This is a genomic window from Sphingomonas mangrovi, from assembly GCF_047975845.1.
Taxonomy (GTDB): Bacteria; Pseudomonadota; Alphaproteobacteria; order Sphingomonadales; family Sphingomonadaceae; genus Sphingomonas.
In genome coordinates this window covers 34,810-57,488 of record NZ_JBIUCZ010000012.1, presented here as the reverse complement: position 1 = coordinate 57,488, position 22,679 = coordinate 34,810, and the positions used below count along the sequence as shown (strand labels likewise).

Annotated in this window: 25 protein-coding genes; 16 read left to right on the top strand and 9 right to left on the bottom strand. The window is 70.8% G+C overall.

Annotated features, from left to right (window positions below; genetic code table 11):
* Positions 1-43 precede the first annotated feature (43 nt).
* The 6 genes from ACBY01_RS08100 (at position 44) to ACBY01_RS08075 (ending at position 3,858) form a co-directional block, all read left to right on the top strand.
* The gene (locus ACBY01_RS08100) at positions 44-280 is read left to right on the top strand and encodes a DUF2312 domain-containing protein (RefSeq protein ID WP_125959346.1); all 237 of its coding nucleotides are present in this window, start codon (positions 44-46) and stop codon (positions 278-280) included.
* 146 nt (positions 281-426) lie between these two features.
* Positions 427-1,170 carry a YebC/PmpR family DNA-binding transcriptional regulator gene (locus tag ACBY01_RS08095; RefSeq protein WP_416460295.1) on the top strand — a complete coding sequence of 248 codons (744 nt, stop codon included), beginning with the start codon at positions 427-429 and terminating at the stop codon, positions 1,168-1,170.
* Positions 1,167-1,673 (top strand): crossover junction endodeoxyribonuclease RuvC, encoded by a 507-nt coding sequence (ruvC, locus tag ACBY01_RS08090; protein WP_416460330.1) that lies wholly within the window; start codon positions 1,167-1,169, stop codon positions 1,671-1,673. Before ACBY01_RS08095 ends, ruvC begins: the two co-directional genes overlap by 4 nt.
* Complete coding sequence (gene ruvA, locus ACBY01_RS08085) at positions 1,670-2,272, top strand: Holliday junction branch migration protein RuvA (protein WP_416460294.1); 603 nt, start codon at positions 1,670-1,672, stop codon at positions 2,270-2,272. The genes ruvC and ruvA overlap by 4 nt, the downstream gene beginning before the upstream one ends.
* An 87-nt stretch (positions 2,273-2,359) precedes the next feature.
* Positions 2,360-3,130 carry a peptidoglycan-binding protein gene (locus ACBY01_RS08080; RefSeq protein WP_416460293.1) on the top strand — a complete coding sequence of 257 codons (771 nt, stop codon included), beginning with the start codon at positions 2,360-2,362 and terminating at the stop codon, positions 3,128-3,130.
* Between the two features lie 248 nt (positions 3,131-3,378).
* Positions 3,379-3,858 (top strand): hypothetical protein, encoded by a 480-nt coding sequence (locus ACBY01_RS08075; RefSeq protein WP_416460292.1) that lies wholly within the window; start codon positions 3,379-3,381, stop codon positions 3,856-3,858.
* Between the two features lie 3 nt (positions 3,859-3,861).
* Here the strand turns inward: ACBY01_RS08075 and ACBY01_RS08070 are convergent, their stop codons facing one another.
* Positions 3,862-5,901 (bottom strand): MGH1-like glycoside hydrolase domain-containing protein, encoded by a 2,040-nt coding sequence (locus tag ACBY01_RS08070; protein ID WP_416460291.1) that lies wholly within the window; start codon positions 5,899-5,901, stop codon positions 3,862-3,864.
* A 73-nt stretch (positions 5,902-5,974) separates the two neighbouring features.
* Positions 5,975-6,877 (bottom strand): 2-hydroxyacid dehydrogenase, encoded by a 903-nt coding sequence (locus ACBY01_RS08065; protein WP_416460290.1) that lies wholly within the window; start codon positions 6,875-6,877, stop codon positions 5,975-5,977.
* 98 nt (positions 6,878-6,975) lie between these two features.
* On the opposite strand from ACBY01_RS08065, the gene ruvB reads away from it, so the two are divergent.
* The 4 genes from ruvB to ACBY01_RS08045 all read left to right on the top strand — a co-directional run bounded on the left by ruvB (position 6,976) and on the right by ACBY01_RS08045 (position 12,959).
* Positions 6,976-7,998: a Holliday junction branch migration DNA helicase RuvB gene (gene ruvB, locus ACBY01_RS08060; protein ID WP_416460289.1), complete on the top strand. Its 1,023-nt coding sequence runs from the start codon at positions 6,976-6,978 to the stop codon at positions 7,996-7,998.
* A gap of 51 nt (positions 7,999-8,049) precedes the next feature.
* On the top strand, positions 8,050-8,811 hold the full coding sequence (gene budC, locus ACBY01_RS08055; protein ID WP_416460288.1) for a meso-2,3-butanediol dehydrogenase: 762 nt from the start codon (positions 8,050-8,052) through the stop codon (positions 8,809-8,811).
* A gap of 51 nt (positions 8,812-8,862) precedes the next feature.
* Complete coding sequence (locus tag ACBY01_RS08050) at positions 8,863-9,450, top strand: cysteine hydrolase family protein (protein WP_416460287.1); 588 nt, start codon at positions 8,863-8,865, stop codon at positions 9,448-9,450.
* Between the two features lie 377 nt (positions 9,451-9,827).
* Positions 9,828-12,959: a TRCF domain-containing protein gene (locus ACBY01_RS08045; RefSeq protein ID WP_416460286.1), complete on the top strand. Its 3,132-nt coding sequence runs from the start codon at positions 9,828-9,830 to the stop codon at positions 12,957-12,959.
* A gap of 183 nt (positions 12,960-13,142) precedes the next feature.
* Here ACBY01_RS08045 and ACBY01_RS08040 read toward each other — a convergent pair whose 3' ends face one another.
* From ACBY01_RS08040 to ACBY01_RS08025, 4 genes are all read right to left on the bottom strand, one after another.
* Positions 13,143-13,583, bottom strand: a complete 441-nt coding sequence (locus tag ACBY01_RS08040) for a DUF4126 domain-containing protein (protein WP_416460285.1) — start codon at positions 13,581-13,583, stop codon at positions 13,143-13,145.
* Positions 13,584-13,641: 58 nt separating this feature from the next.
* Complete coding sequence (gene uvsE, locus ACBY01_RS08035; RefSeq protein ID WP_416460284.1) at positions 13,642-14,775, bottom strand: UV DNA damage repair endonuclease UvsE; 1,134 nt, start codon at positions 14,773-14,775, stop codon at positions 13,642-13,644.
* Between the two features lie 241 nt (positions 14,776-15,016).
* Positions 15,017-15,301 (bottom strand): hypothetical protein, encoded by a 285-nt coding sequence (locus ACBY01_RS08030; RefSeq protein WP_416460283.1) that lies wholly within the window; start codon positions 15,299-15,301, stop codon positions 15,017-15,019.
* A complete protein-coding gene (locus tag ACBY01_RS08025; protein ID WP_416460282.1) occupies positions 15,298-15,585 on the bottom strand; it encodes a 4a-hydroxytetrahydrobiopterin dehydratase in 288 nt (95 codons plus the stop codon). Before ACBY01_RS08025 ends, ACBY01_RS08030 begins: the two co-directional genes overlap by 4 nt.
* A gap of 49 nt (positions 15,586-15,634) precedes the next feature.
* Here ACBY01_RS08025 and ACBY01_RS08020 point away from each other — a divergent pair, with 49 nt between their 5' ends.
* The 3 genes from ACBY01_RS08020 to ACBY01_RS08010 are packed head-to-tail and all read left to right on the top strand — an operon-like array spanning position 15,635 to position 17,258.
* Positions 15,635-16,045, top strand: a complete 411-nt coding sequence (locus ACBY01_RS08020; RefSeq protein ID WP_416460281.1) for a metallopeptidase family protein — start codon at positions 15,635-15,637, stop codon at positions 16,043-16,045.
* Positions 16,042-16,626 (top strand): heme ABC exporter ATP-binding protein CcmA, encoded by a 585-nt coding sequence (ccmA, locus tag ACBY01_RS08015; protein ID WP_416460280.1) that lies wholly within the window; start codon positions 16,042-16,044, stop codon positions 16,624-16,626. The genes ACBY01_RS08020 and ccmA overlap by 4 nt, the downstream gene beginning before the upstream one ends.
* Positions 16,623-17,258 carry a heme exporter protein CcmB gene (locus ACBY01_RS08010; protein ID WP_416460279.1) on the top strand — a complete coding sequence of 212 codons (636 nt, stop codon included), beginning with the start codon at positions 16,623-16,625 and terminating at the stop codon, positions 17,256-17,258. Before ccmA ends, ACBY01_RS08010 begins: the two co-directional genes overlap by 4 nt.
* A gap of 126 nt (positions 17,259-17,384) precedes the next feature.
* Here the strand turns inward: ACBY01_RS08010 and ACBY01_RS08005 are convergent, their stop codons facing one another.
* From ACBY01_RS08005 to ACBY01_RS07995, 3 genes are all read right to left on the bottom strand, one after another.
* Positions 17,385-18,254, bottom strand: a complete 870-nt coding sequence (locus tag ACBY01_RS08005; protein WP_416460278.1) for a class I SAM-dependent methyltransferase — start codon at positions 18,252-18,254, stop codon at positions 17,385-17,387.
* The gene (gene thrC / locus ACBY01_RS08000; protein WP_416460277.1) at positions 18,251-19,654 is read right to left on the bottom strand and encodes a threonine synthase; all 1,404 of its coding nucleotides are present in this window, start codon (positions 19,652-19,654) and stop codon (positions 18,251-18,253) included. The genes ACBY01_RS08005 and thrC overlap by 4 nt, the downstream gene beginning before the upstream one ends.
* Before the next feature lie 130 nt (positions 19,655-19,784).
* The gene (locus ACBY01_RS07995) at positions 19,785-20,267 is read right to left on the bottom strand and encodes an outer membrane protein assembly factor BamE (protein WP_416460276.1); all 483 of its coding nucleotides are present in this window, start codon (positions 20,265-20,267) and stop codon (positions 19,785-19,787) included.
* Positions 20,268-20,388: 121 nt separating this feature from the next.
* Here ACBY01_RS07995 and ACBY01_RS07990 point away from each other — a divergent pair, with 121 nt between their 5' ends.
* The 3 genes from ACBY01_RS07990 to ACBY01_RS07980 are packed head-to-tail and all read left to right on the top strand — an operon-like array spanning position 20,389 to position 22,671.
* Positions 20,389-20,898: a ubiquinol-cytochrome C chaperone family protein gene (locus ACBY01_RS07990; RefSeq protein ID WP_416460275.1), complete on the top strand. Its 510-nt coding sequence runs from the start codon at positions 20,389-20,391 to the stop codon at positions 20,896-20,898.
* Positions 20,895-21,410, top strand: a complete 516-nt coding sequence (locus tag ACBY01_RS07985; RefSeq protein ID WP_416460274.1) for a YceD family protein — start codon at positions 20,895-20,897, stop codon at positions 21,408-21,410. The genes ACBY01_RS07990 and ACBY01_RS07985 overlap by 4 nt, the downstream gene beginning before the upstream one ends.
* A 4-nt stretch (positions 21,411-21,414) precedes the next feature.
* Positions 21,415-22,671, top strand: coding sequence for a spinster family MFS transporter (locus ACBY01_RS07980; RefSeq protein ID WP_416460273.1), 1,257 nt, complete (start codon positions 21,415-21,417; stop codon positions 22,669-22,671).
* The last annotated feature ends 8 nt before the right edge of the window (positions 22,672-22,679 follow it).

Sequence of the window (22,679 nt, the reverse complement as noted above, 5' to 3'; positions counted from 1 at the left end):
TCGCCTAGACGCGCGCGTTCACCACAGATTCTACGGGACCATCATGAGCGACAATATCTCGGCCGAGCAGCTGCGCCTTCTGATCGAGCGTATCGAGCGGCTCGAAGAGGAGAAGAAGGGCATCTCCGACGACATCAAGGACGTCTATGCCGAGGCGAAGTCGACCGGCTTCGACGTGAAGACGATGCGTTCGATCATCCGCCTGCGCCGGATGGAGAAGCACCACCGCGACGAGGCGGACATGCTGCTCGAGACCTACAAGCAGGCGCTCGGCATCTAACGGCCGGCGCCTTCGGGCGCCGCGTCCCGCCACGCGCCGCAGGGCAGGCTCTGCTTGTCTAGGGGCGGTCGTTTCTTCTACCCGTGCAGGCATCGACGGCCCGCTTCGCTGGCGAAGGCGGGCCGCCCCTGGTTTCGAGAGAGCACATGGCAGGTCATTCCAAATTCAAGAACATCATGCACCGCAAGGGCGCGCAGGATAAGAAGCGCTCGGGCATGTTCTCCAAGCTCAGCCGCGAAATCACCGTCGCGGCCAAGATGGGTCTCCCCGACCCCGACATGAACCCGCGCCTGCGCGCGGCGGTCAACGCCGCCAAGGCGCAGTCGATGCCCAAGGACAACATCCAGCGCGCGATCGACAAGGCGTCGAAGGGCGACATGGAGAATTACGAGGAGATCCGCTACGAGGGCTTCGGCCCGGGCGGCGTGTCCCTCATCATCGAGGCGCTGACCGACAACCGCAACCGCACCGCCACCAACGTGCGCACCGCGGTGTCGAAGAACGGCGGCAACCTGGGCACCGCCGGATCGGTGAGCCACGGCTTCGACCGCGTCGGCCTCATCAACTATCCGGCGAGCGCGGGCGACGCCGAAAAGGTGTTCGAGGCGGCGCTGGAAGCCGGCGCCGAGGACGTGACCTCCAGCGAGGACGGCCACGAGATCTGGACCGCGCAGGGCGACCTGCACGAAGTCGCCAAGGCGCTGGAGCCCGTGCTGGGCGAGGCCGAGGGCGCCAAGCTCGCGTGGAAGCCGCAGACGATGGTCGACGTCGGCGAGGACGATGCCGCGACGCTGTTCAAGCTGATCGACGCATTGGACGACGACGACGACGTCCAGACCGTGTGGGGCAATTACGAAGTGTCCGACGCGGTAATGGAGAAGCTCGGCTGATCATCCTCGGTCTCGACCCGGGTCTCGGCACCACCGGCTGGGGCGTGATCCGGGCCGACGGCAATCGCCTAAGCCACGTCGCCAACGGGCAGATCCGCACCGATCCGTCGATGCAACTGCCCCGGCGGCTGTCGCACCTGTTCGGCGCGCTGGGCGAGGTGATCCGCACCGAGCGGCCCGACAGCGCGGCGGCCGAGGAGGTGTTGGGCAACACCAACGCCCAGTCGACGCTCAAGCTGGGGCAAGCACGTGGCGTGGTGCTGCTCGCCGCCGCCACCGCAGGGCTCGCGATCGGCGAATATCATCCTAGCGTGGTCAAAAAGGCGGTGGTCGGCACCGGCGGCGCCGACAAGCGCCAGATCCAGGCGATGGTCGGCCATCTGCTGCCGGGCGTGAAGCTCGCCGGGCCGGACGCCGCCGACGCGCTGGCGGTGGCGATCACCCATGCGCATCACCTGGCGAGCGCCCATGCGCGCGCCCGACGGACGGGAGTGGGGGCATGATCGCGCATCTAAAGGGCCGGCTGGAGTCGACCGGCATCGACAACGCGGTGATCGACGTCGGCGGCGTCGGCTATCTCGTCGGCGCCTCGTCGCGCACGCTGCAGGCGCTGGGCGGCGTGGGCGAGCCTGTCACCATCCACACCGAGATGCTGGTGGCGGAGGATTTCATCCGGCTGGTCGGCTTCGCCACCGCCGACGAGCGCGACTGGTTCCGGCTGCTGACCGGCGTGCAGGGCGTGGGCGCGCGCGTGGCGCTCGCGATCCTGTCGGTGCTCGCCCCCGACGAACTGCGCACCGCGATCGCCAAGGGCGACAAGGCGAGCATCGGCCGCGCCAACGGTGTGGGGCCGAAACTCGCCCAGCGCATCGCGATGGAGCTGAAGGACAAGGTCGGCGGCATCGCGCCCGGGCCACCTGGGGTGGCAGGCGCCGCGATCCCGGCGGGTGGCGCGAGCGCGGATGCGGTGTCGGCGCTGCTCAACCTGGGGTTCAAGCCCGCCGAGGCCGCGCGCGCGGTGGAGGCGGCGGCCGAGGAACTCGACGCCGGCGCCAGCCTCGACGCGCTGGTCCGCCTGGCGCTGCGCAAGGCGGCGCGCTAGCCGCGGCTGGACCTCCGCCAAAGGTTGCTTGCCTTTGCGAGCCGCTTACAGGCATCTTCCCCGAACAACGAATTGGGGATGCGACGCATGGTCACCATTTCAGCGAGTGTCGGGCAGCGCGGAGTCAATCGGGCAGACGACGTGCGCAACGTTCAGGAGCTCCTTCGGCGCGCGAACGCGAATCCTGGCCCGGTCGACGGGATCGCCGGACGGCGGACGGTCGCCGCGATCTTAGGTTACCAGCAGCGGTTCCTGACACGTCCCGACGGGCGCGTCGACGTCGGCGGCAAGACGCTGCACCGGTTGAATAGCGCAGCAATCCGGGCCACTATGCCGTCGAGGCCCTCTGCGCCGACACCGCGTGCCGCGACGCCGCCGCCTTCTCCGCCAGCGCGCGCGCCGGGCGTGCAGGAGACACGCACCGACTGGACCGGCGACAGTCAGCAATGGTCCCAGGAAAAGAAGCTCGCGAGCCTGGAACCGGGTTTCCGACAGAAGATTACCGCAGTCATACAGTCGCTGAAAGCGGAAGGCTATCGCCCGAAGATTGTGTTCGGCTGGCGATCGGTAGCAGTGCAGCAGCAACTGCTCCGCCGCGGCGTAACCACCGTCCGCTTCAGCTTCCACAACGCGCAGACGCCGCAGGGGATTCCGAATGCCTGGGCCGTGGACCTGATCGACGAGCGCTGGGCATGGAACGAACCCGATTGCCATGTCTTTTTTCGAGCACTGGGCAAGGCAGGCAAGGCACAGGGATTGGTATGGGGCGGGGATTGGAAAAGCTTCAAGGATTGGGCGCACCTCCAAGGTCGGCAAAATTCGGAACTCCGCGCCGTCAAGCGGGAGAGCGGTCTGTGACTGCGTTGCAGATCGTCGCGTCGCTTGCACTTGTGCTGAGCGCCAGCGCTGCAGTGGCGCAGCCGCCTGGCCGCGACTGGCTGATCCTGCAGAGCTCGGCCGATCCGTTAGCGCTGGTCGGCGAGCCAGCGGCCAAGCGTGCGCCCGGGACTCGGGTGATGGCGAGTAGCGACTGTCGCGAGATGCGGTCTGGCCTCTACGTTCTTGCGACGCGGCCCGGCAAAGGGGCACGGCCGGCAGGGGCATACGTGAAGCGCTGTACGCCAAAGCCGGACAGCCTAGCCGAGCGTGGCATCGCAGCGGTCGACCCCAGCTTCGCAACGATGCGCGGCACCCCGATCAACTTCGACGGGGAAGACGTTGTCAGTAAGATGCGCGAGGGATTGCTGCTGCGTCCCTATTTCATCTCCTCGCCCGAAGACCCGCGCGAGGGACTGCGCACGGCGGTCGACGACATCGCGGGCAAGCGCCGGCCGATCGAACGCGACTGCACCGGGCCGGAAGTGGCGCGCAGTCGGACCCATATCGCCGTCGCCTGCGCGATCGAGCAGGTCGCCGACCAGCACGTCTACCGCACGACGGTCTACCGGGCGAGCGACCTCGCACGCGTCAAGGCGATCCCGCGCTGCCGCCGGCCGCAGCTCGCCGCCGGTGCGGTCCGGTGCGCGATGCAGACGATCTCGGCCGACGGGCAGGTGACGACGGCGCCGCGCACCGTCGCGTTCTGACCGCTAGGACAGCTTCAGCTCGACCAGCCGCACCGGCTTGCCGGGCTGCGGGCGCATCCGCACGCGCATCGCCGTGGCGCGCAGGGGCGTCCAGCGCGCGTTGGTGATGCCGTTGGCGAGCGGCGCCTCCTGTTGCGCCGAGACCGTTCGCCAGCGGCCGTCGACCTGCGCCTCGATCGCAAAGCTTGCCGGCGCCGCGTGGCTGCCGTCCGCGAAGAAGGCGAGTTCGGCCGAGGACAGCGCGGTCGGCGTGCCGAAGTCGACCTGGAACCAGGGCGCGCGCTCGCCCGCCCGGCTGCTCCAGCCGTGGTCGTTCTCGGGAAAGAACACCACCCGGCCGTCGACGCCGTCGTGGATCCGCTCCGGCGCGCCGCTCGACGCGCTGGGCTTGGGGTAGTTGCCGCGCACCAGCTCGACCGCACGATCGACCTTTCGATCCCGCGGCGGCGCGGCGCGGCGGGCGATCGGCACCTCGATCTTTTCGGCCTTGTCGCTGCGCGCGACTTCCTGCCCGTCGACCAGCACTCGGAGGCCCTTACCCTGGCGATAATGGCTGCCGTCCGCATCGTAGCGGATCGTCACCAGCCGGCCGTGATAGGGCACGTCCTGCAGCTGGAACCACTGTAGCGTGTCCGCACCGGTGCCGGCGGGGACCAGCGGGTCGACCTCCAGCACGTCGTCCTCACGCGGGCGCAGCCCGACGAGGCCGGCGATCACCAGATCGTTGAAGCCGGAGTGGAAATAATGGTGGCTGCGCGCCAGCCCGACGATCGGCTTGCCGGTGTCGGGATCGTAATCCTCCTCCAGGTCGAGCCGGTCGCCCTGATAGTGGAGCTGCGCATATTGCCGCAGCAGCCGCAGATAATCGGCGCGGGTGACGACGTTCTGGCGCCGGTCGCGCAGCAGATTGGCCATGGCGGTGAGCGTCTGCGTCGTCTGGAAAGGCCAGACGGGCCCGTTCCACTGGCATTCGCGCGCGGTGCCCTCGTAGCGATACTGCTGCATATAATGCGGGTAGCTCGGCTCGACGGTGCGCATGCCGAACGGGCCGCCCAGCCCCTGTGGCGACAGCAGGTGCTTCCAGGCGGTGGCGAAGCGAGGATCGTCGCTCGGCAGGTCGAAGGTCCACGGCACATAGCCGGCGAGCTCTCGCCCGCGGATCGGCTCCCAGTATTTCACATGCTCGTTGGAGACCTTGTAGCGATCGGCGAAGTGGCCGAGCTTGGGTATCCACAGCGCTTCCTCGACGCGGGTGCGCAGCCGGTCGGCGCGCGCGTCGTAGTCGGCCGCCGTTTCGGCATCGCCCGCCAGCGCCGAAAGCCGCGCGATCGCACGGGCGTTGGCGTACATATAGGCGTTGATGGTCGGGCGGAACGCGTCGCCGCCGCGAAACCCGTCCTTGCCGCCCGATGCGTCGATCGACGAGATCGTGTATTCGGTCGCGTCGAGCAGCGGCTCGATGAAATACAGCCCCTTGGCGAAGTCGAAATGATCGTCCCACAGGCCATAGACGTGGCGCATCGTCGGCAGGTGGCGCAGCGCGTCGGCGCGATCGCCGTCGACCAGAAAGCGGGCATAGGTGGCGTCGGCGATCGCCTCGCTGAAATGCCGGTCGTTGCCGCCGTCCTGGTAGAGGAAGTCGACATAGTCGCCGGCGTAGCGGCGGTCGCGCAGCCAGCGGCCCTCGTAGAGGTGGAAGCCGGTGGCGTCGTTCAGGCTGGCATAGGGTTCGCGCTGCCAGCCCACGTCGTCCATGAACTCGGTGCTGATATAGCCCTTTTCGCCCAGGTCGCGCTGGTGCGCGCGGAACAGCTTCCAGCGATAGTAGTAGACCGCGTCTAGCTTGGGATCGGACGATTCGAACAGCGGCACGTTGTCGCGATACCAGGGCGCGTCGTTGCCGAACTGCTGGCGAAGCACCGTCTCGGCATCGATCCGCGGCGCGGCCGCCGCCTGCCGGGGCGGCTCCGCGGTGGCGCCGACGCTCAGCAAGGCGGTCGCCCCCAGCAGCGCCAGCATCCGCACCGTGCGCCCACGGCGCATTACTTCCGTCCGGTCGATCGCCAAGGCTTCCTCTCTCCTTTTGTCTGAGCAAAGCTTAGGCAAAAGGGCTGGTCTAGACCAGCGGCGTCGGCAGCGGCTGTCCCGCGAAATGCGCGTCGAGGTTGGCGAGCACCAGCGCGGCCATCGCCGCGCGACCGCTCTCGGTGGCGCTGCCCTGGTGCGGCGCGAGCACGACATGGTCCATGTGGCGCAGCGCGCGCGGCACGTCGGGCTCGGCCGCGAACACGTCCAGCCCGGCGCCGGCGATGGTGCCGCCGGCGAGCGCCGCGATCAGCGTGGCTTCGTCCACCAGGCTGCCGCGCGCGATGTTGACGAGCACCCCGTCGGCCCCGAGCGCCGCCAGCACGTCGGCATCGACGATGTGGTGCGTCGCCGCGCCGCCCGGCGCCGCCAGGATCAGCACGTCCGAGGCCGCCGCCAGCGCGGCGATGTCCGGAACGAACTGCCACGGCAGGTCCGGCTTCGCGCTGCGGGCGGTGTAGCGCAGCTCGGCGGCGAAGGGCTCGGCGCGGCGGGCGATCGCCTGGCCGATGCGGCCGAGCCCGAAGATGCCGATCCGCCGCCCGCTCGCTCGGCGGCCGAGCGGTACCCGCCAGCCGCCGTCGCGCACCATCCGGTCGTTGACCGCGATCCGCCGCTGCACCGCCAGCATCAGCGCGATCGCCTGGTCGGCGACGTCGTCGGTCAGCACGTCGGGCGTGGTGGTGACGCGGATGCCGCGGGCGCGGGCGGCGTCCAGGTCGATGCCGTCATGGCCGACGCCGTGCACGGCGATGATCTCCAGCCGGGGCAGCGCGTCCAGCATCTCGGCATCGATCAGACTCGCCCCGCCCGCCACCATCGCGCGGGTGTCGGCCGGGGGGGAGGCGCGATGGACGGTGAAGCGCCGTTCGAGTTCGGCGAGCAGCGGCGGCGCCACCGCGGTGACGAGCGACAGGGGCGGGCGATCGGTCATCGCGCAGTCCCGGCGCGGTGCGATGTGCCTCGACAGGGGGCGGTGTGCATCGGTACGGAACGAATCATGGACATCAACGATCCCCGCGCGGTCGGCCGGTGAGCGACGCCGACCGCATCCTGACGCCGGCGCGCCGCGGCGAGGACGTCGATGCCGCGCTGCGCCCGCGCTCGCTCGACGAGTTCGTCGGGCAGAAGGCGGCGCGCGAGAATCTGCGCGTGTTCATCGACGCGGCGAAGTCCCGCGGCGATGCCCTCGACCATGTGCTGTTCTTCGGGCCCCCTGGGCTCGGCAAGACCACGCTCGCGCAGATCGTCGCGCGCGAGATGGGGGTGGGGTTTCGCGCCACCTCCGGCCCGGTGATCGCCAAGTCGGGCGATCTCGCGGCGCTGCTCACCAACCTGGAGGACGGCGACGTCCTGTTCATCGACGAGATCCATCGCCTCAATCCCGCGGTCGAGGAAGTGCTCTACCCGGCGATGGAGGACCGCGCGCTCGACCTGATGATCGGTGAGGGGCCATCGGCGCGGTCGGTGCGGATCGACCTGCCGCGCTTCACGCTGGTCGGGGCGACCACGCGGCAGGGCCTGCTGACGACGCCGTTGCGCGACCGTTTCGGCATCCCGGTGCGGCTGCAGTTCTACACGGTCGACGAGCTGGAGCGGGTGGTGACGCGCGCCGCCGGGCTGCTCGACCTGCACGTCGCTTCCGACGGCGCGCGCGAGATCGCCCGGCGTGCGCGCGGCACCCCGCGGATCGCCGGCCGGCTGCTGCGGCGGGTGCGCGACTTCGCCAATGTCGCCGGGGCGGCGACGGTGGACGCGCGCACCGCGGACAGCGCGCTCAACCGGCTGGAAGTCGACAACCAGGGCCTTGACGCGATGGACCGGCGCTATCTGACGATGATCGCCGACGTGTACCGCGGCGGCCCGGTCGGTGTGGAGACGCTCGCCGCCGGCCTGTCCGAGCCGCGCGACACGATCGAGGAAGTGATCGAGCCCTATCTGATCCAGATCGGCATGGTCGCGCGCACCGCCCGCGGACGCTGCCTCAATTCCGCCGGGTGGAAGCATCTCGGGCTCGATCCGCCGACGAATACGCAAGAAGGGTTGTTCGACTGAACCAGGGCGCTGCCGGCCCGTTCTCCTGAAAACCGATCGGGAGATTTTGGCATGCAGCGTTTCGAAGGAAAGACCGTGCTCGTCACCGGCGCCGCCTCCGGCATGGGGGCGGCTGCGGCCCGGCGCTTCTCGGAGGAGGGCGCGAACGTCGCGCTGGCGGACCTGAGCGACCAGCTCGAGAAAACCGCCGCCGCGCTGCCCGAAGAGCGGACGCTGGCGCTCACCGTCGACGTGTCCGATTCCTCTGCGGTCGACCGGATGGTCGCCGACGTGGTGGCGCGGTTCGGCGGGCTGGACGTGCTGGTCAGCAACGCGGGGATCGCTTCGGAAGGCGCGCCCGAGGCGATCGACGACGACCAGTGGAACCGCGTGATCGCGACCGACCTGAGCAGCGTGTTCTTCTGCGCGCGCGCCGCGGTGCCGCATCTGGAAAAGCGCGGCGGGTCGATCGTCCACACCGCCTCGGTTTCCGGTATCGGCGGCGACTGGGGGCTGAGCCCGTATAATGCGGCCAAGGGCGGGGTGGTGAACCTCACCCGCGCGCTGGCGCTGGAGTTCGGCAAGCGCGGCGTGCGCGTCAACGCGGTCGCTCCCAGCCTCACCCGCACCGGCATGACCGAGGACATGCTGAAGGACGACCCGCTGGTCGCCAAGTTCGTCGAGCGAATCCCGCTCGGCCGGGTCTGCGAGCCCGAGGAAGTGGCGGCGGTGATGGCGTTCCTCGCCAGCCCGGATGCGAGCTTCATGACCGGCGCGATCGTCGCGGTCGACGGCGGCGTCTCCGCCTCCAACGGCCAGCCGCCGCAGGGTTGAGCGGAACCGGGGCGACGGCGGGCGCGCTGGAACGGCGACAGGAGAGAGGCGATGGCGGAGGCGGTGGAAGCACCCGGACGCACGGCGCTGCTGATCATCGATATGGTCAATGCGCTCGAGTTCGACGACGCGGCGCCGATGCGCGCAGCGGCGGAGGCGACCGTCGCGCCGATCCTGCGGCTGCGCGAGGCCGCCGATGTCGCGGGCGTGCCGGTCATCTACGTCAACGACAACGACGACCAGTGGCATTCGGAGCGCTCGCGGCTGATCGACCGGGTGGTGGACAGCGACGCGCCGGGGCGCGACCTCACCCGCCGTCTGCGCCCGCGCGAGAACGACTATTTCGTCATCAAGCCGCAGTTCTCGGGCTTCTACGCCACCAACCTGCCGGTGCTGCTGCCACGGCTGGGCGTGAGCCGGCTGGTGCTGACCGGGGTCGCCGCCGACATCTGCGTGCTGTTCACCGCCGCCGACGCGCACATGCGTCAATATGCGCTGTGGGTGCCCGAAGACGGCGTGGCGAGCAGCGATCCGCAGCGCACCGAATGGGCGCTGGAGATCATGCGCAACAGCATGGGCGCCGACACCCGGCCGACGGACGCGCGCAGTCTTCCCGACTGGATCGAAGACGCCGACTGAGCGCGTCCGTCGGCGGCGGCCGGAACCTGGTTGCGACGCGTCGGGCCACACCACCGCGCCCTTTGCACCTCGGCTTCGTCTTTCTCAGGCCTTCCGAAAGGCGCGGAACGCTCCCCTCCCGTCATCCTGACGAAAGTCAGGATCCATTGCCGCTCCGCTCGCGACTCGATCGTTGCGCAAATGGATGCTGACTTCCGTCAGGATGACGAGAATGGGGCGGGGGGCACGTCGTCAGCCGGGACTGCCTTGGTTGGAGGTTCGACGCGCGTATCTGGCGGAACGCGGGAGCGGTGCGGTCGTTTGGACCGGCACGCGCCGTCCGGCGCGCTGGAGTCCCCGATGCCCGACTTTTTCGCGCGCGCCGGTCGCGCCGCCTGATGCCGACTGTCGCACCCATGCCGCAGGGCGCGCTTGCCGCCGCCCTGGCCGAGGCGCTCGCTACCCAGGACCTGCTGTTCATCGCCGCCGACGAACAGCGCGCCGAGCGCATCGCGGCAGCACTCGCCGCGCTCGCGCCCGAGGCGGCGGTGGTGCATCTGCCGTCGAGCGATGCGATCCCCGGGGACGACGCACCGCCGTCCGCCGCCAACGTCGGCCGGCGCGTGGCGGCGCTGCGCCGGCTGCGTACCCTGGCAGAGGACGGCAAGCGCCCGCGGCTCGCCTGCATCACCACCGCCGAGGCGACGGTGCCGCTGCTGCCGCCGGTCGCGTCGTTCGATGCCGCCCCGCCGGCGCTGGCGGTGGGCGACGCGCTCGACCCGGAGGCGTTCCGCGCCGATGCCGAGGCGATCGGCTATTTCACCGACGACCGCGTCGACGAGCCCGGCGAGGTCGCGGTGCGCGGCGGCGTGGTCGACATCTTCCCCGCCGATGCGCCGCGGCCGATCCGGATCGAGGTCGCCGAGGGGCGGATCGCCGCGATCCGCTGCTACGATCCGGCGACGCAGCGCTCCGAGGAGACGCTGGACGCGATCGAGATCGGTCGCGCGATGGAGCCGCCGGTTGGGGAGGCGGGCGTGTCGCTGCTCGTCCATCTGCCGCCGGTCGCGGTCGCCACCGACCCCGGCGCCGACAAGCGCCGCACGCGCTTCGTCGCGCTCGCCGAAGACGGCGCCAAGCGGCGCCGCGCGCAGGCGGGCACCGTGCCCGACGCGGAGTGGAAGGCGCAGCTGGCGAAGGCTTCCAAGCTCGGCCTTCCCGAACCCGGCGACGCGCCGCCGCGCTTCGTCGAACAGCGCCAGCCCTCGCGCGGGTTCGGCCGCTTCGGCCGTGCCGCGCTGGAGGACGGTGCGCTGCTGGTCGTCGGCTCGCGCCGCGACCTGCGCTTCCTGGGCGCGCGCGTGAAGAAGCTGCTCAAGACCGAGCCCGCGGACGTCGCCAGCTGGCAGGCCGCGCGCAGGCTGAAACCGGGCCAGTTCGGCACGCTCGCCGCGCCGATCGAGCGCGGCTTCTCGGTCGAGGGGCTGGCGGTGGTCGCCGCCGGCGACCTGCTCGGCGGGCGCGCGGTCGCCGACGACAGTGCGGTCGCGGCCATCGACCCGCTGTTCGCGGGCGCGGGCGAGCTGCGCGTCGGTGACGTGGTGGTGCACGAGGATTTCGGCATCGGCACGGTGCTGGGGCTGGAGCCGCTGCCGGGCGACCAGGGTGGCGACGCGATCATGCTCGGCTATGCGCGCGAGGGCCGCCGGCTGGTACCGGTCGCCGAAGCCGACCGCATCTGGCGCTATGGCGCCGACGCCGATTCGGTGACGCTCGACTCGCTCGACGGGTCGAGCTGGGAAAAGCGCCGCGGCGCGATCGACGCGGCGGTGGCGGAAAGCGCCAAGGGCTTGGCCGCGCTCGCCGCCGAGCGCGACGCGCGCACCACCGACCCGATCGAGCCCGATCCGTCCGCCTACGAACGCTTCGCCGCCGGCTTCGCTTTCACCGAGACGCCCGACCAGGCGCGGGCGATCGCGGCGGTGCGCGACGATCTCGCCTCGGGCAAGCCGATGGACCGGCTGGTGATCGGCGACGTCGGCTACGGCAAGACCGAGGTGGCGCTGCGCGCGGCGGCGATGGTCGCGCTCGCCGGGCGGCAGGTGGCGATCGCCGCACCGACGACGGTGCTGGTGCGTCAGCACCTCGAAACCTTCCAGCAGCGGTTCGAAGGCAGCGGCATCACCGTCGCCGGGCTCTCCCGCCTGTCGAGCGATGCGGAAAAGAAGCAGGTCAAGGCTGGTCTCGCCGACGGATCGATCCAGGTGGTGATCGGCACCGGCGCGGTGGCGGGCGCGGGCGTCGAATACCGCGACCTGGCGCTGGTCGCGATCGACGAGGAGCAGCGCTTCGGCGCCGCCGACAAGGCGAAGCTGCGCGATCTGTGCGCGGGCCATGTGATGGCGCTGTCCGCCACGCCGATCCCGCGCACGCTGCAGACCGCGCTCGTCGGGCTGCAGCAGTTGTCGATCCTCGCCACCCCGCCCGCGCGCCGCCAGCCGATCCGCACCGCGATCGGCAGCTTCGATCCCGTCACCGTCCGCACCGCGCTGCTGCGCGAAAAGGGCCGCGGCGGGCAGAGCTTCGTGGTGGTGCCCCGCATCGAGGACATGGCGCCGCTGGAGGCGCAACTGAAGACACTCGTGCCCGAACTGCGGATCGTCGCCGCGCACGGCAAGATGCCGGCGGCCGAGATCGACGAGGCGATGGTCGCCTTTGCCAATGGTGCGGGCGACGTGCTGCTCGCGACCAACATCATCGAGGCTGGGCTCGACGTGCCGCGCGCCAACACGATGATCGTCCACCATGCCGACCGCTTCGGCCTCAGCCAGCTCCACCAGCTGCGCGGCCGCGTCGGGCGCGGCGGGCGGCGGGGGCAGGTGCTGCTGCTGACCGAGCCCGAGGCCGAGATCGCCGAGGCGACGCTCAAGCGCCTGCGGACGTTGCAGGCGTTCGACCGGCTGGGCGCGGGCTTCGCGATCTCCGCGCGCGACCTCGACATGCGCGGCGCCGGCGACCTGATGGGCGAGGCGCAGGCCGGGCACATGAAGCTGATCGGCGTCGACCTCTACCAGCATCTGCTCGGCCTCGCGCTGCGCTCGGCGCGTGGCGAGGAAGTCGCGGTGTGGACGCCCGAGCTCAACCTGGGGATCGAAGGACGGCTGCCGGAGGCGTGGATTCCGGAAGCGGAGGTGCGGCTGACGCTCTACGCCCGGCTCGCGCGGCTGGCGGACGAGGCGGCGCTCGACGGCTTCGAGGAGGAGCTGGAGGATCGTTTCGGCGAACTGCCGGAGGAAGCGCAGCGGCTGATGACGGTCGCGCGCATCCGCCAGCTGGCGCGGACCGCCGGCGTCGCCCGCGTCGACGCCGGGCCGGGGGGCATCGCGCTCACCCCCTACGGCAAGGCTAAGCTGAAGGCCGAAGCGCTGGAGGCGAAGGGCGACCGCTTTGTGCTGGCCGAGCGCATCGACGACCCCGCCGAACGCGCCGCGCGGGTGCAGGCGCTGCTTGCGGAGGTTGGGGACTGTTGAGGGAGATCCGTCGCGGCAATCTTGTACCCCGGCGCAGGCCGGGGTCCAGTTGGGAAACGGTCGAGGTGCGTTCGAGCCGAGGGGCCACCGAAGCTGGGCCCCGGCCTGCGCCGGGGTACGGCTACCCTTGGAACGGTCGCGCATAACCCAACGTGCTCCCACCTGCGCAGGAGCACGGCCATGTCAGCGCGTGATCGCCAGCCCGCTGCCGAGCACCAGTGCGTCCTCGACGAAGCCGCTCTTGTCCTGACCGAACCGGCGCAGCGCCCGCATGCGGAGCGTCCAGCCCACATAGGACGCGGCGATCGCCGTCGCTGCCGCCAGCACCGCCGCCGTCTTGCGCTCGTTGGTCGGTGCGAGGGCCGCGCCTGCAAAGGCTGCCGTCGCGGTGCGGGCGATCAGCCCCGGCACGACGATGCGATCGGGCGCGGTGCGCATCTTGTCGCCCGCCATTTCCGCCGCCGCCAGCGCGACCGCGCCCGAGGCGACCAGCGGGTTCGCGAGCAGCGCCCGGCCCGGCGCATCGGCGGGCAGGCGATCGCGGCGTGCGGCACCGGCGACGAGCGCCAGCGGGGTCATCGCGCGCTGGCCGGCGACGAGGCCGACGAGAAGGGAGCGAAGCATGGGAATCTCCTGAAGCTGTCGTGTCCCAACGGGCGAGGCGGCGCCGGTATCCGGCGTGTCAGCGGGCACCCTCGTCCACATCGGGCGTCTCCTCGGCATCGACGCCGTCGTCCATCGCCGCATCGTCCGCCGCGAGCTCGGCCGCGTCCTCGGCATGGATGCCGAAGCGCGCCGCCACGTCGGGGGCGTAGCGCAGCAGGTCGCCGCGCAGCTTCATCAGGGCGAGGTCCTTCGACTTGCCCTCCAGCATCACGTCGAACACCAGCCCCTCGGCCGTGCGCAGGAAGGTCGCGAACTCGAACGGGTTGGTGAAATCGGCATGGCCGGTCCACACCGGCGGGCGCAGCACCGTCTTCACGCGCGCGTTCGCCTTCACCGGCGCCTTGGTGACCTCGCCCTTCTTCGCCTTGCCGCGTTGGGAAGGCGCGATCTTCTGCTTCACCTCGCGCATCTCGGTACGCGGCGAGGAGAAGTGAATCTTCGGCCGCACGCCGTCGGGCCAAGTCGCCAGGAAGCGCTCCAGCGTCTCGCGCAGGTTCAGCCCTTCGGGGTTGAGGCACCAGAAATGCTGATAGTCGAAGATCAGCCGCACGCCGGTTCTCTCGTGGATCCACAGCACGTCCGCGGCCGAGAAGCGCAGGTCGTCGTTCTCCAGCACCAGCCGGCGGCGGACATGGTCCGGGGACTGTTCCCAGCCTTCAATCCAGCGGGCGCGCGCCGCCTCGCGATCGTCGTAAACGCCGCCGACATGGGTGATTACCACCGCCTCGTCGTCCAGCCCCATGCGGTCGAGCATTTCCGACTGGCTGGCGAGATCGTGGATGCTGCGGCGGGTGAGGTCGGCGTCGGGGCTGTTGAGCAGGATGTACTGCGACGGATGGAACGAGAGCCGCATGTCGAGCGACCGCGCCTTGGCACCGAAGGCGGCGAGCTCCGCATCGCTTTCGGCGACCATAGCGTGGAACTGCGGCATGTCGGGATGGGTGGCATAGGGCGCCAGCTCCGATGACAGCCGGTACATCGAAATGCCCTTGGCCGCGCAATAGTCGAGAATGCGGTCGACATGCTCCAGCGAGCATTTGAGATGCGGGTTCGACTGCCAGCGGCGAGTGTCGTTGCTCTTGAGCTCGGGCTGGCCCATCACCTTGACGGGGAAGCCCAGCCGCATCGGGCGGTCGGAAGGGTTCGGCATGCCCCCTCAACGGGCGGCAGCGCCGGAGGGTCCTGCATGCCGATGAAGAGGACGGGGATAGGGTCGAGACCGCAAACGGCAGAGTCCGCTACGCCCAGTAGCGGACGTTCGGCGGAACCTCGAGTAGGTGAGCAAGCTGCGGTCTGCCGTCTCCGCTCGAAGAGCGTTTGGCCAACCTACCCTGCCATCGCGGTCGGCCTTTCCGGCTGCTGCGATACGCGCGAGACGTGCCAAAGACGGCTTATGCGTTCTCCGAGCTTTGCCGGCGTCTCCTGATCCGCCACCATCCAAGAAGCAGCAAGGCATAAACCAAGATAGCAACGGCGATAGTGCCATAGGTTTGCGCCATCAGTGTGCTCTCGGGCACTGGGGGTAGATTGGGATTGCGGTCGCCGCCGAACAAACCAAAGGACACGGTCGCGACCAACCACCAATACACGGCGGTGAGGACGCTCTGCGTCAATGCGATCAGGAACGATTTCATGCGTTCCGCCCAGGCAAAACCGCGGCCAACGTCCAGCCTCATTCCACCAGCGCGTCGATCGCCTGGGCCATGTCGATGTCGCGGTACGACAGCCCGCCCGCATCGTGCGTGGTGAGGAGGATGTCGACCCGGTTCCACACGTTTGACCACTCCGGATGGTGGTCGGCCTTTTCCGCCAGCATCGCCACCTGGGTCATGAACGCGAACGCCTGGCTGAAATTATCGAAGGTGAAGCTGCGGGTGATCGCGTCGCGCCCGTCGTCGTGATCCCAGTCGGCCAGCCCGTCGAGCGCGTCGGCGCGCTCCGCCTCGTTCAACAGCTCCATCGCGACGCTCCTTGTGCCGTCTTGCCGCCACGGCCTATGGGACGAAGCCATGTCCGAGCAAGCGCCTTCGCAGTTCGCGCCCGACGCCGCCCGTATCGAGGCGCTGGCACGCGCGGCGCTCGCGCGCATTCCCGAGCCCTTCGCAGAGCATCTGAAGGACATCGTCCTGCTGGTCGAGGAATTCGCCGACGACGCGACGCTCGACGCGATGGGGATCGAGGATCCGTTCGCGCTGACGGGTCTCTACCACGGGCTGCCGGTCGGCGAGAAATCGGCCTGGGCCGGCGGCGCGATGCCCGACCGCATTCACCTCTATCGCCGCGCGCTGCTCGACGAATGGGTCGAGACCGGCGTCGGCCTCGACGCGCTGATCACCCATGTCGTGGTGCACGAGGTGGGGCACCACTTCGGCCTGTCCGACGCCGACATGCACGCGCTGGAGGACGCGGCGGGCGCGTGAGCACGGCGCGGCTCGTGCTGGACGGAATCGCCTGCCGCCGCGGCGGGCGGCTGCTGTTCGAGGGTTTCGACCTCGCGCTCGACGCCGGTGAGGCGGCGCTGGTGACCGGCCCCAACGGCGTCGGCAAGTCGAGCCTGATCCGCATCGCCGCCGGGCTGCTCGCCCCCGCCGCCGGCCGCGTCGAGGCGAACGGTGTGCGCGCACTGCTGGCCGAGGCGGCGGCGCTCGATCCCGAGCGGACGCTGGCGGCGGCGGTCGGCTTCTGGGCGATGCTCGACGACGCGCGGGCGCGGGTGCCGGTGGCGCTGGCCGCGGTCGGGCTCGACGCGCTGGCCGAGGTGCCGGTGCGGATGCTGTCGACCGGCCAGCGGCGGCGCGCGGCGCTGGCGCGAGTGGTGGCGGGCGGCGCCGGCATCTGGCTGCTCGACGAACCGGTCAACGGCCTCGACGCCGCCTCGACGGCGCTGCTCGAGACGCTGGTCGCCCGACACCGCGCGGACGGCGGCATCGTTCTCGTCGCAAGCCACGTGCCGGTCGCGCTCCCGGACGCGCGCGTGCTGCCGCTGGAGCCGGCGGCATGATCGCGATCGTGCTGCGCGAGCTGCGCCGCGCGTGGAGCGGCGGCGGTCTGATGCTGACGCTCGCCTTCTTCCTGCTCGTCGCGACGCTGTTTCCCTTTGCGATCGGCCCCGATGCCAAACTGCTCGCGCGGATCGGCGGCGGGGTGGTGTGGGCCTCCGCGCTGCTCGCCGCGCTGCTTCCCGTCGAGCGGCTGGTGCTGCCCGATCTCGAATCGGGGGTGATCGACCAGTTCGCGGTGCGCGGGCTGCCCGACGCCGGCATCGCCGCCGCCAAGATCGCCGGCCACTGGATCGGTTTCGGCCCCGCGGTAATGCTCGCCGCCGCGCTCAGCGCCGCGCTGCTGGAGATGCCGGCCGAGGTGCTGCTGCGGCTGGAACTGGGCCTGCTGCTCGGCACGCCCGGCCTGGCGGCGCTGGCGGTGTCGACCGCGGCGCTGGTGGCTGGGCTGCGCGGCGCCGGCGCGGTCGCCGGGCTGGTGATGCTCCCCTTCGCGTTGCCGCTGCTGGTGTTCGGCGCCGGCGCGCTGGAGGGCGGCGTCGGCGGCCTCAAGCTGGTCGCGGCGACCAGCCTGCTGCTGCTGGCGGGCGCGCCGTTCGTCGCCGGCGCGGCGCTGCGCTTCGCGCGGGAGTAGCGCTCCTCTCACTCCAACCCGTCACCCCAGCGAAGGCTGGGGTCTCCCGGTTGGGGCGGATCGGTGCCCCACTCCCTCCGTCCTTGCCGCACGAGATGCCAGCCTGCGCTGGCATGACGGTGGGTGCTATCGGCGCCACCGCGCGAAGATGGCGGTCGGGAGCGTCAGGCCGCGGGCTTCCTCGCGCACGCCGAGTTCGCCGCATTCGACGGTGCCGCCCAGGTCGGCCATCGTCTGGCGGAGCAACTCGCCGATCGCCAGCGCGGACATGCGCACGGCGTAGACGGTCAGGAACAGGAAGCGGGAGTTCTCGTCGAGCAGCTGGCGGCAGTCGGCAATCAGGGCGGGGAGGTGGTCCTCCAGCTTCCACACCTCGCCATTAGGGCCGCGGCCCCATTTGGGCGGATCGAGCAGGATGCCGTCGTATCGGCGGTTGCGGCGCACTTCGCGGGCGACGAACTTGGTCGCATCCTCGACCAGCCAGCGCACCGGCAGGTCGGTCATGCCAGACAGCGCCGCGTTGCCGCGCGCGGCCTCAACCGATTTCTTGGACGCGTCGACGTGCACCATGCGCGCGCCAGCCGAGGCCAGCGCGAGCGTGCCGACACCGGTGTAGCCGAACAGATTCAGGCACTCGGGATCGGGCGCGTCGGTCAGCTGCTCGCGCATCCAGCTCCACACCGGGGCCATGTCGGGGAAGAAGCCCAGGTGACGGAACGGCGTGTTCTGCGCGGTGAAGCGGACCTGGTCCCAGGCGAGCGGCCAGCCGTCGCGTGGCACCGGCCTGTCGAACTGCCAGCGGCCGCCGCCTTCCTCGTCGGAGCCGGGGACGAATTCGCCGTGGGCATCCCAGTCGGGCGACGCGGGCGCCCACATCGCCTGCGGTTCGGGGCGGACGAAGCGATAGGGACCGTAGCGTTCCAGCTTGCGACCGTGCCCCGAGTCCACCAGGCCATAATCGGCCCAGGGTTCGCCGATCAGGCTGACGAGCTTCACGCGCGCGCCACCGCACGCTCGGCGATATAGCCGGTGATGGCCTCGAAGGTGGCGGGGAGGCGGTCGCAGCGCTCCTCGCGCTCGAACAGGTCGCCGACGCGCGGCGGCAGCGGCGGGCGCTGGCCGGTGGCGCGCTCGACCGCATCGGGGAACTTGGCCGGATGGGCGGTGGCGAGCGTGACGACCGGCACGTCGGCGGGCAGGTCCGCCTCGCGCGCCGCCGCCAGGCCGATCGCGGTGTGCGGGTCGATCAGCTCGCCCGCGCGCTCGCAGGCCCAGCGCATCGCGCCCATCATGCCGTCGGCATCGATGCGCGCGCTGGCGAACAGCGCGGCGGCACCGTCGCGGTGCGCGTTGCTGAGCTGCATCGCGCGGCTGGTCTCGAACCCCTGCATCTGCAGCGCGAGCGCGGCGCCGTCGCGGCCGCCGAGATCGTGGAGCAGCCGCTCGAAGTTGGAGCTGACCTGGATGTCCATCGACGGCGTATCCGTCGCGGTGACGGTGCCGGTCGAATAGTCGCCCGTCGACAGCGCGCGGTGGAGGATGTCGTTGACGTTGGTCGCGACCACCAGCTTCGCGACCGGCAGCCCCATGCGCTGCGCGACATAGCCCGCGAACACGTCGCCGAAGTTGCCGGTGGGCACCGAGAAGGCGACCGGCCGCTCGGGCGCGCCCAGCCGCACCGCGGTGTAGAAATAATAGACCACCTGCGCCATCAGCCGGGCCCAGTTGATCGAGTTCACCGCCGACAGATGGAAGCGGCCGGCGAACTCGGGCGCGTTGAACATCGCCTTCACCAGTGCCTGCGCGTCGTCGAAGCTGCCGTCGATGGCGAGGTTGTGGACGTTGGGGGCGAGCACCGTCGTCATCTGCCGCCGCTGCACGTCGGAGACGCGGCCGTGCGGGTGGAGCATGAAGATGTCGACGCCGGCGCGGCCCGCCAGCGCGTCGATCGCCGCCGAACCGGTGTCGCCCGAGGTCGCGCCGATCACGGTCACATGCTCCGACCGGCCGCTCAGGAAGCGTTCGAACAGCAGCCCGAGCAGCTGGAGTGCTACGTCCTTGAACGCCAGCGTCGGGCCGTGGAACAGCTCCAGCAGCCAGTGGCGCTGGTCGAGCTGGACCAGCGGCGTCACCGCGGCATGGGCGAAGCGCGTGCCATAAGCCTGTTCGCAAAGGCTGCGCAGTTCGTCTTCGCTCAGGCTGTCGCCGACGAAGGGCAGCATCACCCGCACCGCCGTCTCGGCATAGGAGAGGCCGGCGAGGCCCGCGATCGCCTCGCGCGACAGCGTCGGCCACGCCTCCGGCACATAGAGGCCGCCGTCCGCGGCCAGCCCCGCCAGCGTCGCGCCCTCGAAATCGAGAGCCGGCGCGTTCCCCCTGGTGCTCACATAGCGCATGGGGCGGCGTTAGCCGCGCGACCGGGAGGGCACAAGCGCACGGCAGGCTTTTGCATCGCCGCCGTTTTCGCGGCCGCGTCCTCCGTCGTCTGGCAGCGTGCCGGACGACGGGAGAGAGCAGGTGCGTGCGTTACTGGTTCGGGTTGCCGCCGCCGCCCATGCCGGCAGCGCCCACCGTGCCGATGTTGCCGAACAGATCCTGGAAGAAGCTGCGCTCGCGGCCCAGCGTCGGCGTCTTCTTGCCCGACGGGCTGATCGAGGCGACCTGCTCGATGCCGGTGCGGTCGATCGACTGGACGGTGCCGTTCTGGTCGAACCGAACGCGCAGCGTGGTCTGCTCGACCGGGTTGGGGCGGTTGAACGCCAGGTTCCGGCTGTCGCGCGACACATAATACCATTCGGTATTGCCGGCGCCGAACTGGCCGGTGAAGGTCGGGTGGCCGAGCGTGCTCGCGACCGAATCGCGGGTGTCGACGCCCGGCTGCACGGCGTTCACCAGATCGGCATCGATCACATAGCCTTGGTGGGTGCGCACGCGGGCACAGCCTCCCAGGCTCAGCGCGGCCAGCGCCACGGCCGCAACGGCAACGCCGTGGTGCGCAAACAGCTTCATCGACTTCCTCCAGCAAACGCGCGCTCGGCGGCGATTGCATCGCGCGCCGATCGCCTCAATATGCGGGCCGGCGGTGCGCGACAAGGCCGCCCTCGGTTTGCCCCCCTTTTCGAAAGCCGTCATGCGTCTCCTCGACCTGTTCCGCACGCCCCCGCCCGATCCGCTCGCGCCGCTCTACGACGCCGTGGTGGCCCGCGCGCGCCGGCCGCACTGGTATGTCGAGGGGCAGGTGCCCGACACCACCGACGGCCGCTTCGACGTGCTGGCGTCGGTGCTGTCGATGGTGCTGCTGCGGCTGGAGGCGGCGCCGGAGGGCAGCGACCCCGCGGTGCGGCTGACCGAGCGCTTCGTCGAGGATATGGACGGCCAGCTGCGCCAGCAGGGAATCGGCGACATCGTCGTGGGCAAGCACATCGGCCGGATGATGGCGCTGCTCGGCGGCCGGCTCGGCGCCTATCGCGAGGGACTGGCGGAGGGGGCGCTGGAGCCCGCAGTGCTGCGCAACGTGTTCCGCGGCGAGGATCCCGGCGCCGCGCCGCTCGCCCATGTCGCCGGCGCGCTGGCGACGTTCCGCCGGGCGCTCGACGGCGTGCCGGTCGCCACCCTGCTTTCCGGAGACCTTCCCGAATGACCCCCGAATTCAGCCGCCTGCATCGCCTCGATCGCATCGGCACCGGCGAGTCGCAGGCAAGCGTCGAGGCGACGCCCGAGGAGCGCGCCGCGCTCGCCAGGCGCTTCCGCCTGCTCGGCGTCGATCGTCTGTCCGCCGAGTTCACGCTGCGCCGCGACGCCGTGGGCGTGGTCGCGCACGGTACCCTGGAGGGCGCGGTGGTGCAGGCCTGCGTCGCCACCGGCGAGCCGGTCCCCGCGACGATCGCCGAAGACTTCGCGCTGCGCTTCCTGCCCGAAGGAACGCCGGAAGGCGACGAGATCGAGCTGTCCGCCGAGGAATGCGACACGATGTTCTTCGACGGCGGCGCGATCGACCTGGGCGAGGCGGCCGCCGAGACGCTGGCGCTCGCGCTCGACCCGTTCCCGCGTGCGGCCGATGCCGACCGCATCCTGCGCGAGGCGGGGGTGGTGCAGGAGGACGAGGTGCAGCCCTTCTCGGCGTTCGCGGCGCTCAAGGACAAGCTGAAGTAGCGCGATGACCGCTCCCGCCGGCGCGGCCGCACCGCATCGCCGCCCCGGCGTGGTGCTGGCGATGCTGCTGCTCGTCTACAGCTTCAACTTCCTCGACCGGCAGATCCTGAGCATCCTGGCGATGCCGGTGAAGGCCGACCTGGACCTGTCCGACACCCAGCTCGGGCTGCTCGGCGGGCTCGCCTTCGCCGCGCTCTATTCGACGCTGGCGATCCCGCTCGCGATGGTTGCCGACCGCACCAGCCGCAGCTGGGTGATCGCGCTCAGCCTGGCGGTGTGGAGCGGCTTCACCGCGCTGTGCGGCACCGCCCAGGGGTTCGCGCAGCTGTTCCTCTATCGATTGGGGGTCGGCGTGGGGGAGGCGGGCGGCGTCGCGCCGTCCTACGCGCTGATCGCCGACCATTTCGCGCCCGACAAGCGCGCGCGGGCGCTGGCGATCTATTCGCTCGGCATCCCGCTCGGCTCGGCGGCGGGGGTGCTGCTCGGCGGCGCGGTCGCCGCGGCGGTCGAGTGGCGCACCGCCTTCGTCGTGATGGGGGTCGCCGGGCTGCTCACCGCGCCGCTGTTCCGCCTACTGGTGCGCGATCGTCCGCGCGACCGCGCCGCGCCGCGCACGCCGCTGCTGCCGGTGTTCGGGCTGCTCGCGCGCAAGCCGAGCTTTTGGCTGCTGTCGCTCGGCGGCGCCGCCGGGTCGACCGCGGGCTATGGCATCGCCTTCTGGCTGCCGAGCCTGATGATGCGCAGCTTCGGGCTCGGCCTGGCGGAGACGGGGCGCTTCGTCGGCGTGCTGCTGCTGACCGGCGGGATCGCGGGCATCCTGCTGGGCGGGGCGATCGCGGATCGCTGGGGGCGGCGGACGCGGCGCGCCTATGCGCTGGTGCCGGCCATCGCCTATGTCGCCGGCGTGCCGCTGCTCGCCGCCGGGATGCTGTCGGGAAGCTGGGCCGCGGCGCTCGCGTGGTTCCTGCTGCCCCAGGCGCTGGTCTATGCCTGGCCGGGGCCGCTGCTGACGGCGGTGCAGCAGCTGGTGCCCGGCGCCCAGCGCGCCACCGCCAGCGCCTGTTTCCTGCTGGTCAACAACCTGTTCGGGCTGGGGCTCGGCTCGTGGCTGGTCGGCGCGCTGTCGGAGGGGCTGGCGCCGCGGTTCGGCAGCGAATCGCTGCGCTATGCGCTGCTGCTCGGGCTCGGCTTCTACCTCGTCGCCGGCGCGCTGATGGCGGCGGCGGCGCGGGTGCTGCCGCGCGACTGGGTGGACGGCTGAAGACAGCG

Coding starts and splice junctions, on each gene's coding strand:
- ACBY01_RS08040 (WP_416460285.1), bottom strand. CDS start 13,583: ATGCTTCGCTCCCTTCTCGTCGGCCTCGTCGCCGGCCAGCGCGCGATG.
- uvsE (WP_416460284.1), bottom strand. CDS start 14,775: ATGCCGAACCCTTCCGACCGCCCGATGCGGCTGGGCTTCCCCGTCAAG.
- ACBY01_RS08100 (WP_125959346.1), top strand. CDS start 44: ATGAGCGACAATATCTCGGCCGAGCAGCTGCGCCTTCTGATCGAGCGT.
- ACBY01_RS07995 (WP_416460276.1), bottom strand. CDS start 20,267: ATGAAGCTGTTTGCGCACCACGGCGTTGCCGTTGCGGCCGTGGCGCTG.
- ACBY01_RS08050 (WP_416460287.1), top strand. CDS start 8,863: ATGGCGGAGGCGGTGGAAGCACCCGGACGCACGGCGCTGCTGATCATC.
- ACBY01_RS08025 (WP_416460282.1), bottom strand. CDS start 15,585: ATGGAGCTGTTGAACGAGGCGGAGCGCGCCGACGCGCTCGACGGGCTG.
- ACBY01_RS07980 (WP_416460273.1), top strand. CDS start 21,415: ATGACCGCTCCCGCCGGCGCGGCCGCACCGCATCGCCGCCCCGGCGTG.
- ACBY01_RS07990 (WP_416460275.1), top strand. CDS start 20,389: ATGCGTCTCCTCGACCTGTTCCGCACGCCCCCGCCCGATCCGCTCGCG.
- budC (WP_416460288.1), top strand. CDS start 8,050: ATGCAGCGTTTCGAAGGAAAGACCGTGCTCGTCACCGGCGCCGCCTCC.
- ACBY01_RS08030 (WP_416460283.1), bottom strand. CDS start 15,301: ATGAGGCTGGACGTTGGCCGCGGTTTTGCCTGGGCGGAACGCATGAAA.
- ACBY01_RS08010 (WP_416460279.1), top strand. CDS start 16,623: ATGATCGCGATCGTGCTGCGCGAGCTGCGCCGCGCGTGGAGCGGCGGC.
- ruvA (WP_416460294.1), top strand. CDS start 1,670: ATGATCGCGCATCTAAAGGGCCGGCTGGAGTCGACCGGCATCGACAAC.
- ACBY01_RS08020 (WP_416460281.1), top strand. CDS start 15,635: ATGTCCGAGCAAGCGCCTTCGCAGTTCGCGCCCGACGCCGCCCGTATC.
- ACBY01_RS07985 (WP_416460274.1), top strand. CDS start 20,895: ATGACCCCCGAATTCAGCCGCCTGCATCGCCTCGATCGCATCGGCACC.
- ACBY01_RS08065 (WP_416460290.1), bottom strand. CDS start 6,877: ATGACCGATCGCCCGCCCCTGTCGCTCGTCACCGCGGTGGCGCCGCCG.
- ACBY01_RS08095 (WP_416460295.1), top strand. CDS start 427: ATGGCAGGTCATTCCAAATTCAAGAACATCATGCACCGCAAGGGCGCG.
- ACBY01_RS08045 (WP_416460286.1), top strand. CDS start 9,828: ATGCCGACTGTCGCACCCATGCCGCAGGGCGCGCTTGCCGCCGCCCTG.
- thrC (WP_416460277.1), bottom strand. CDS start 19,654: ATGCGCTATGTGAGCACCAGGGGGAACGCGCCGGCTCTCGATTTCGAG.
- ACBY01_RS08070 (WP_416460291.1), bottom strand. CDS start 5,901: ATGCGCCGTGGGCGCACGGTGCGGATGCTGGCGCTGCTGGGGGCGACC.
- ACBY01_RS08080 (WP_416460293.1), top strand. CDS start 2,360: ATGGTCACCATTTCAGCGAGTGTCGGGCAGCGCGGAGTCAATCGGGCA.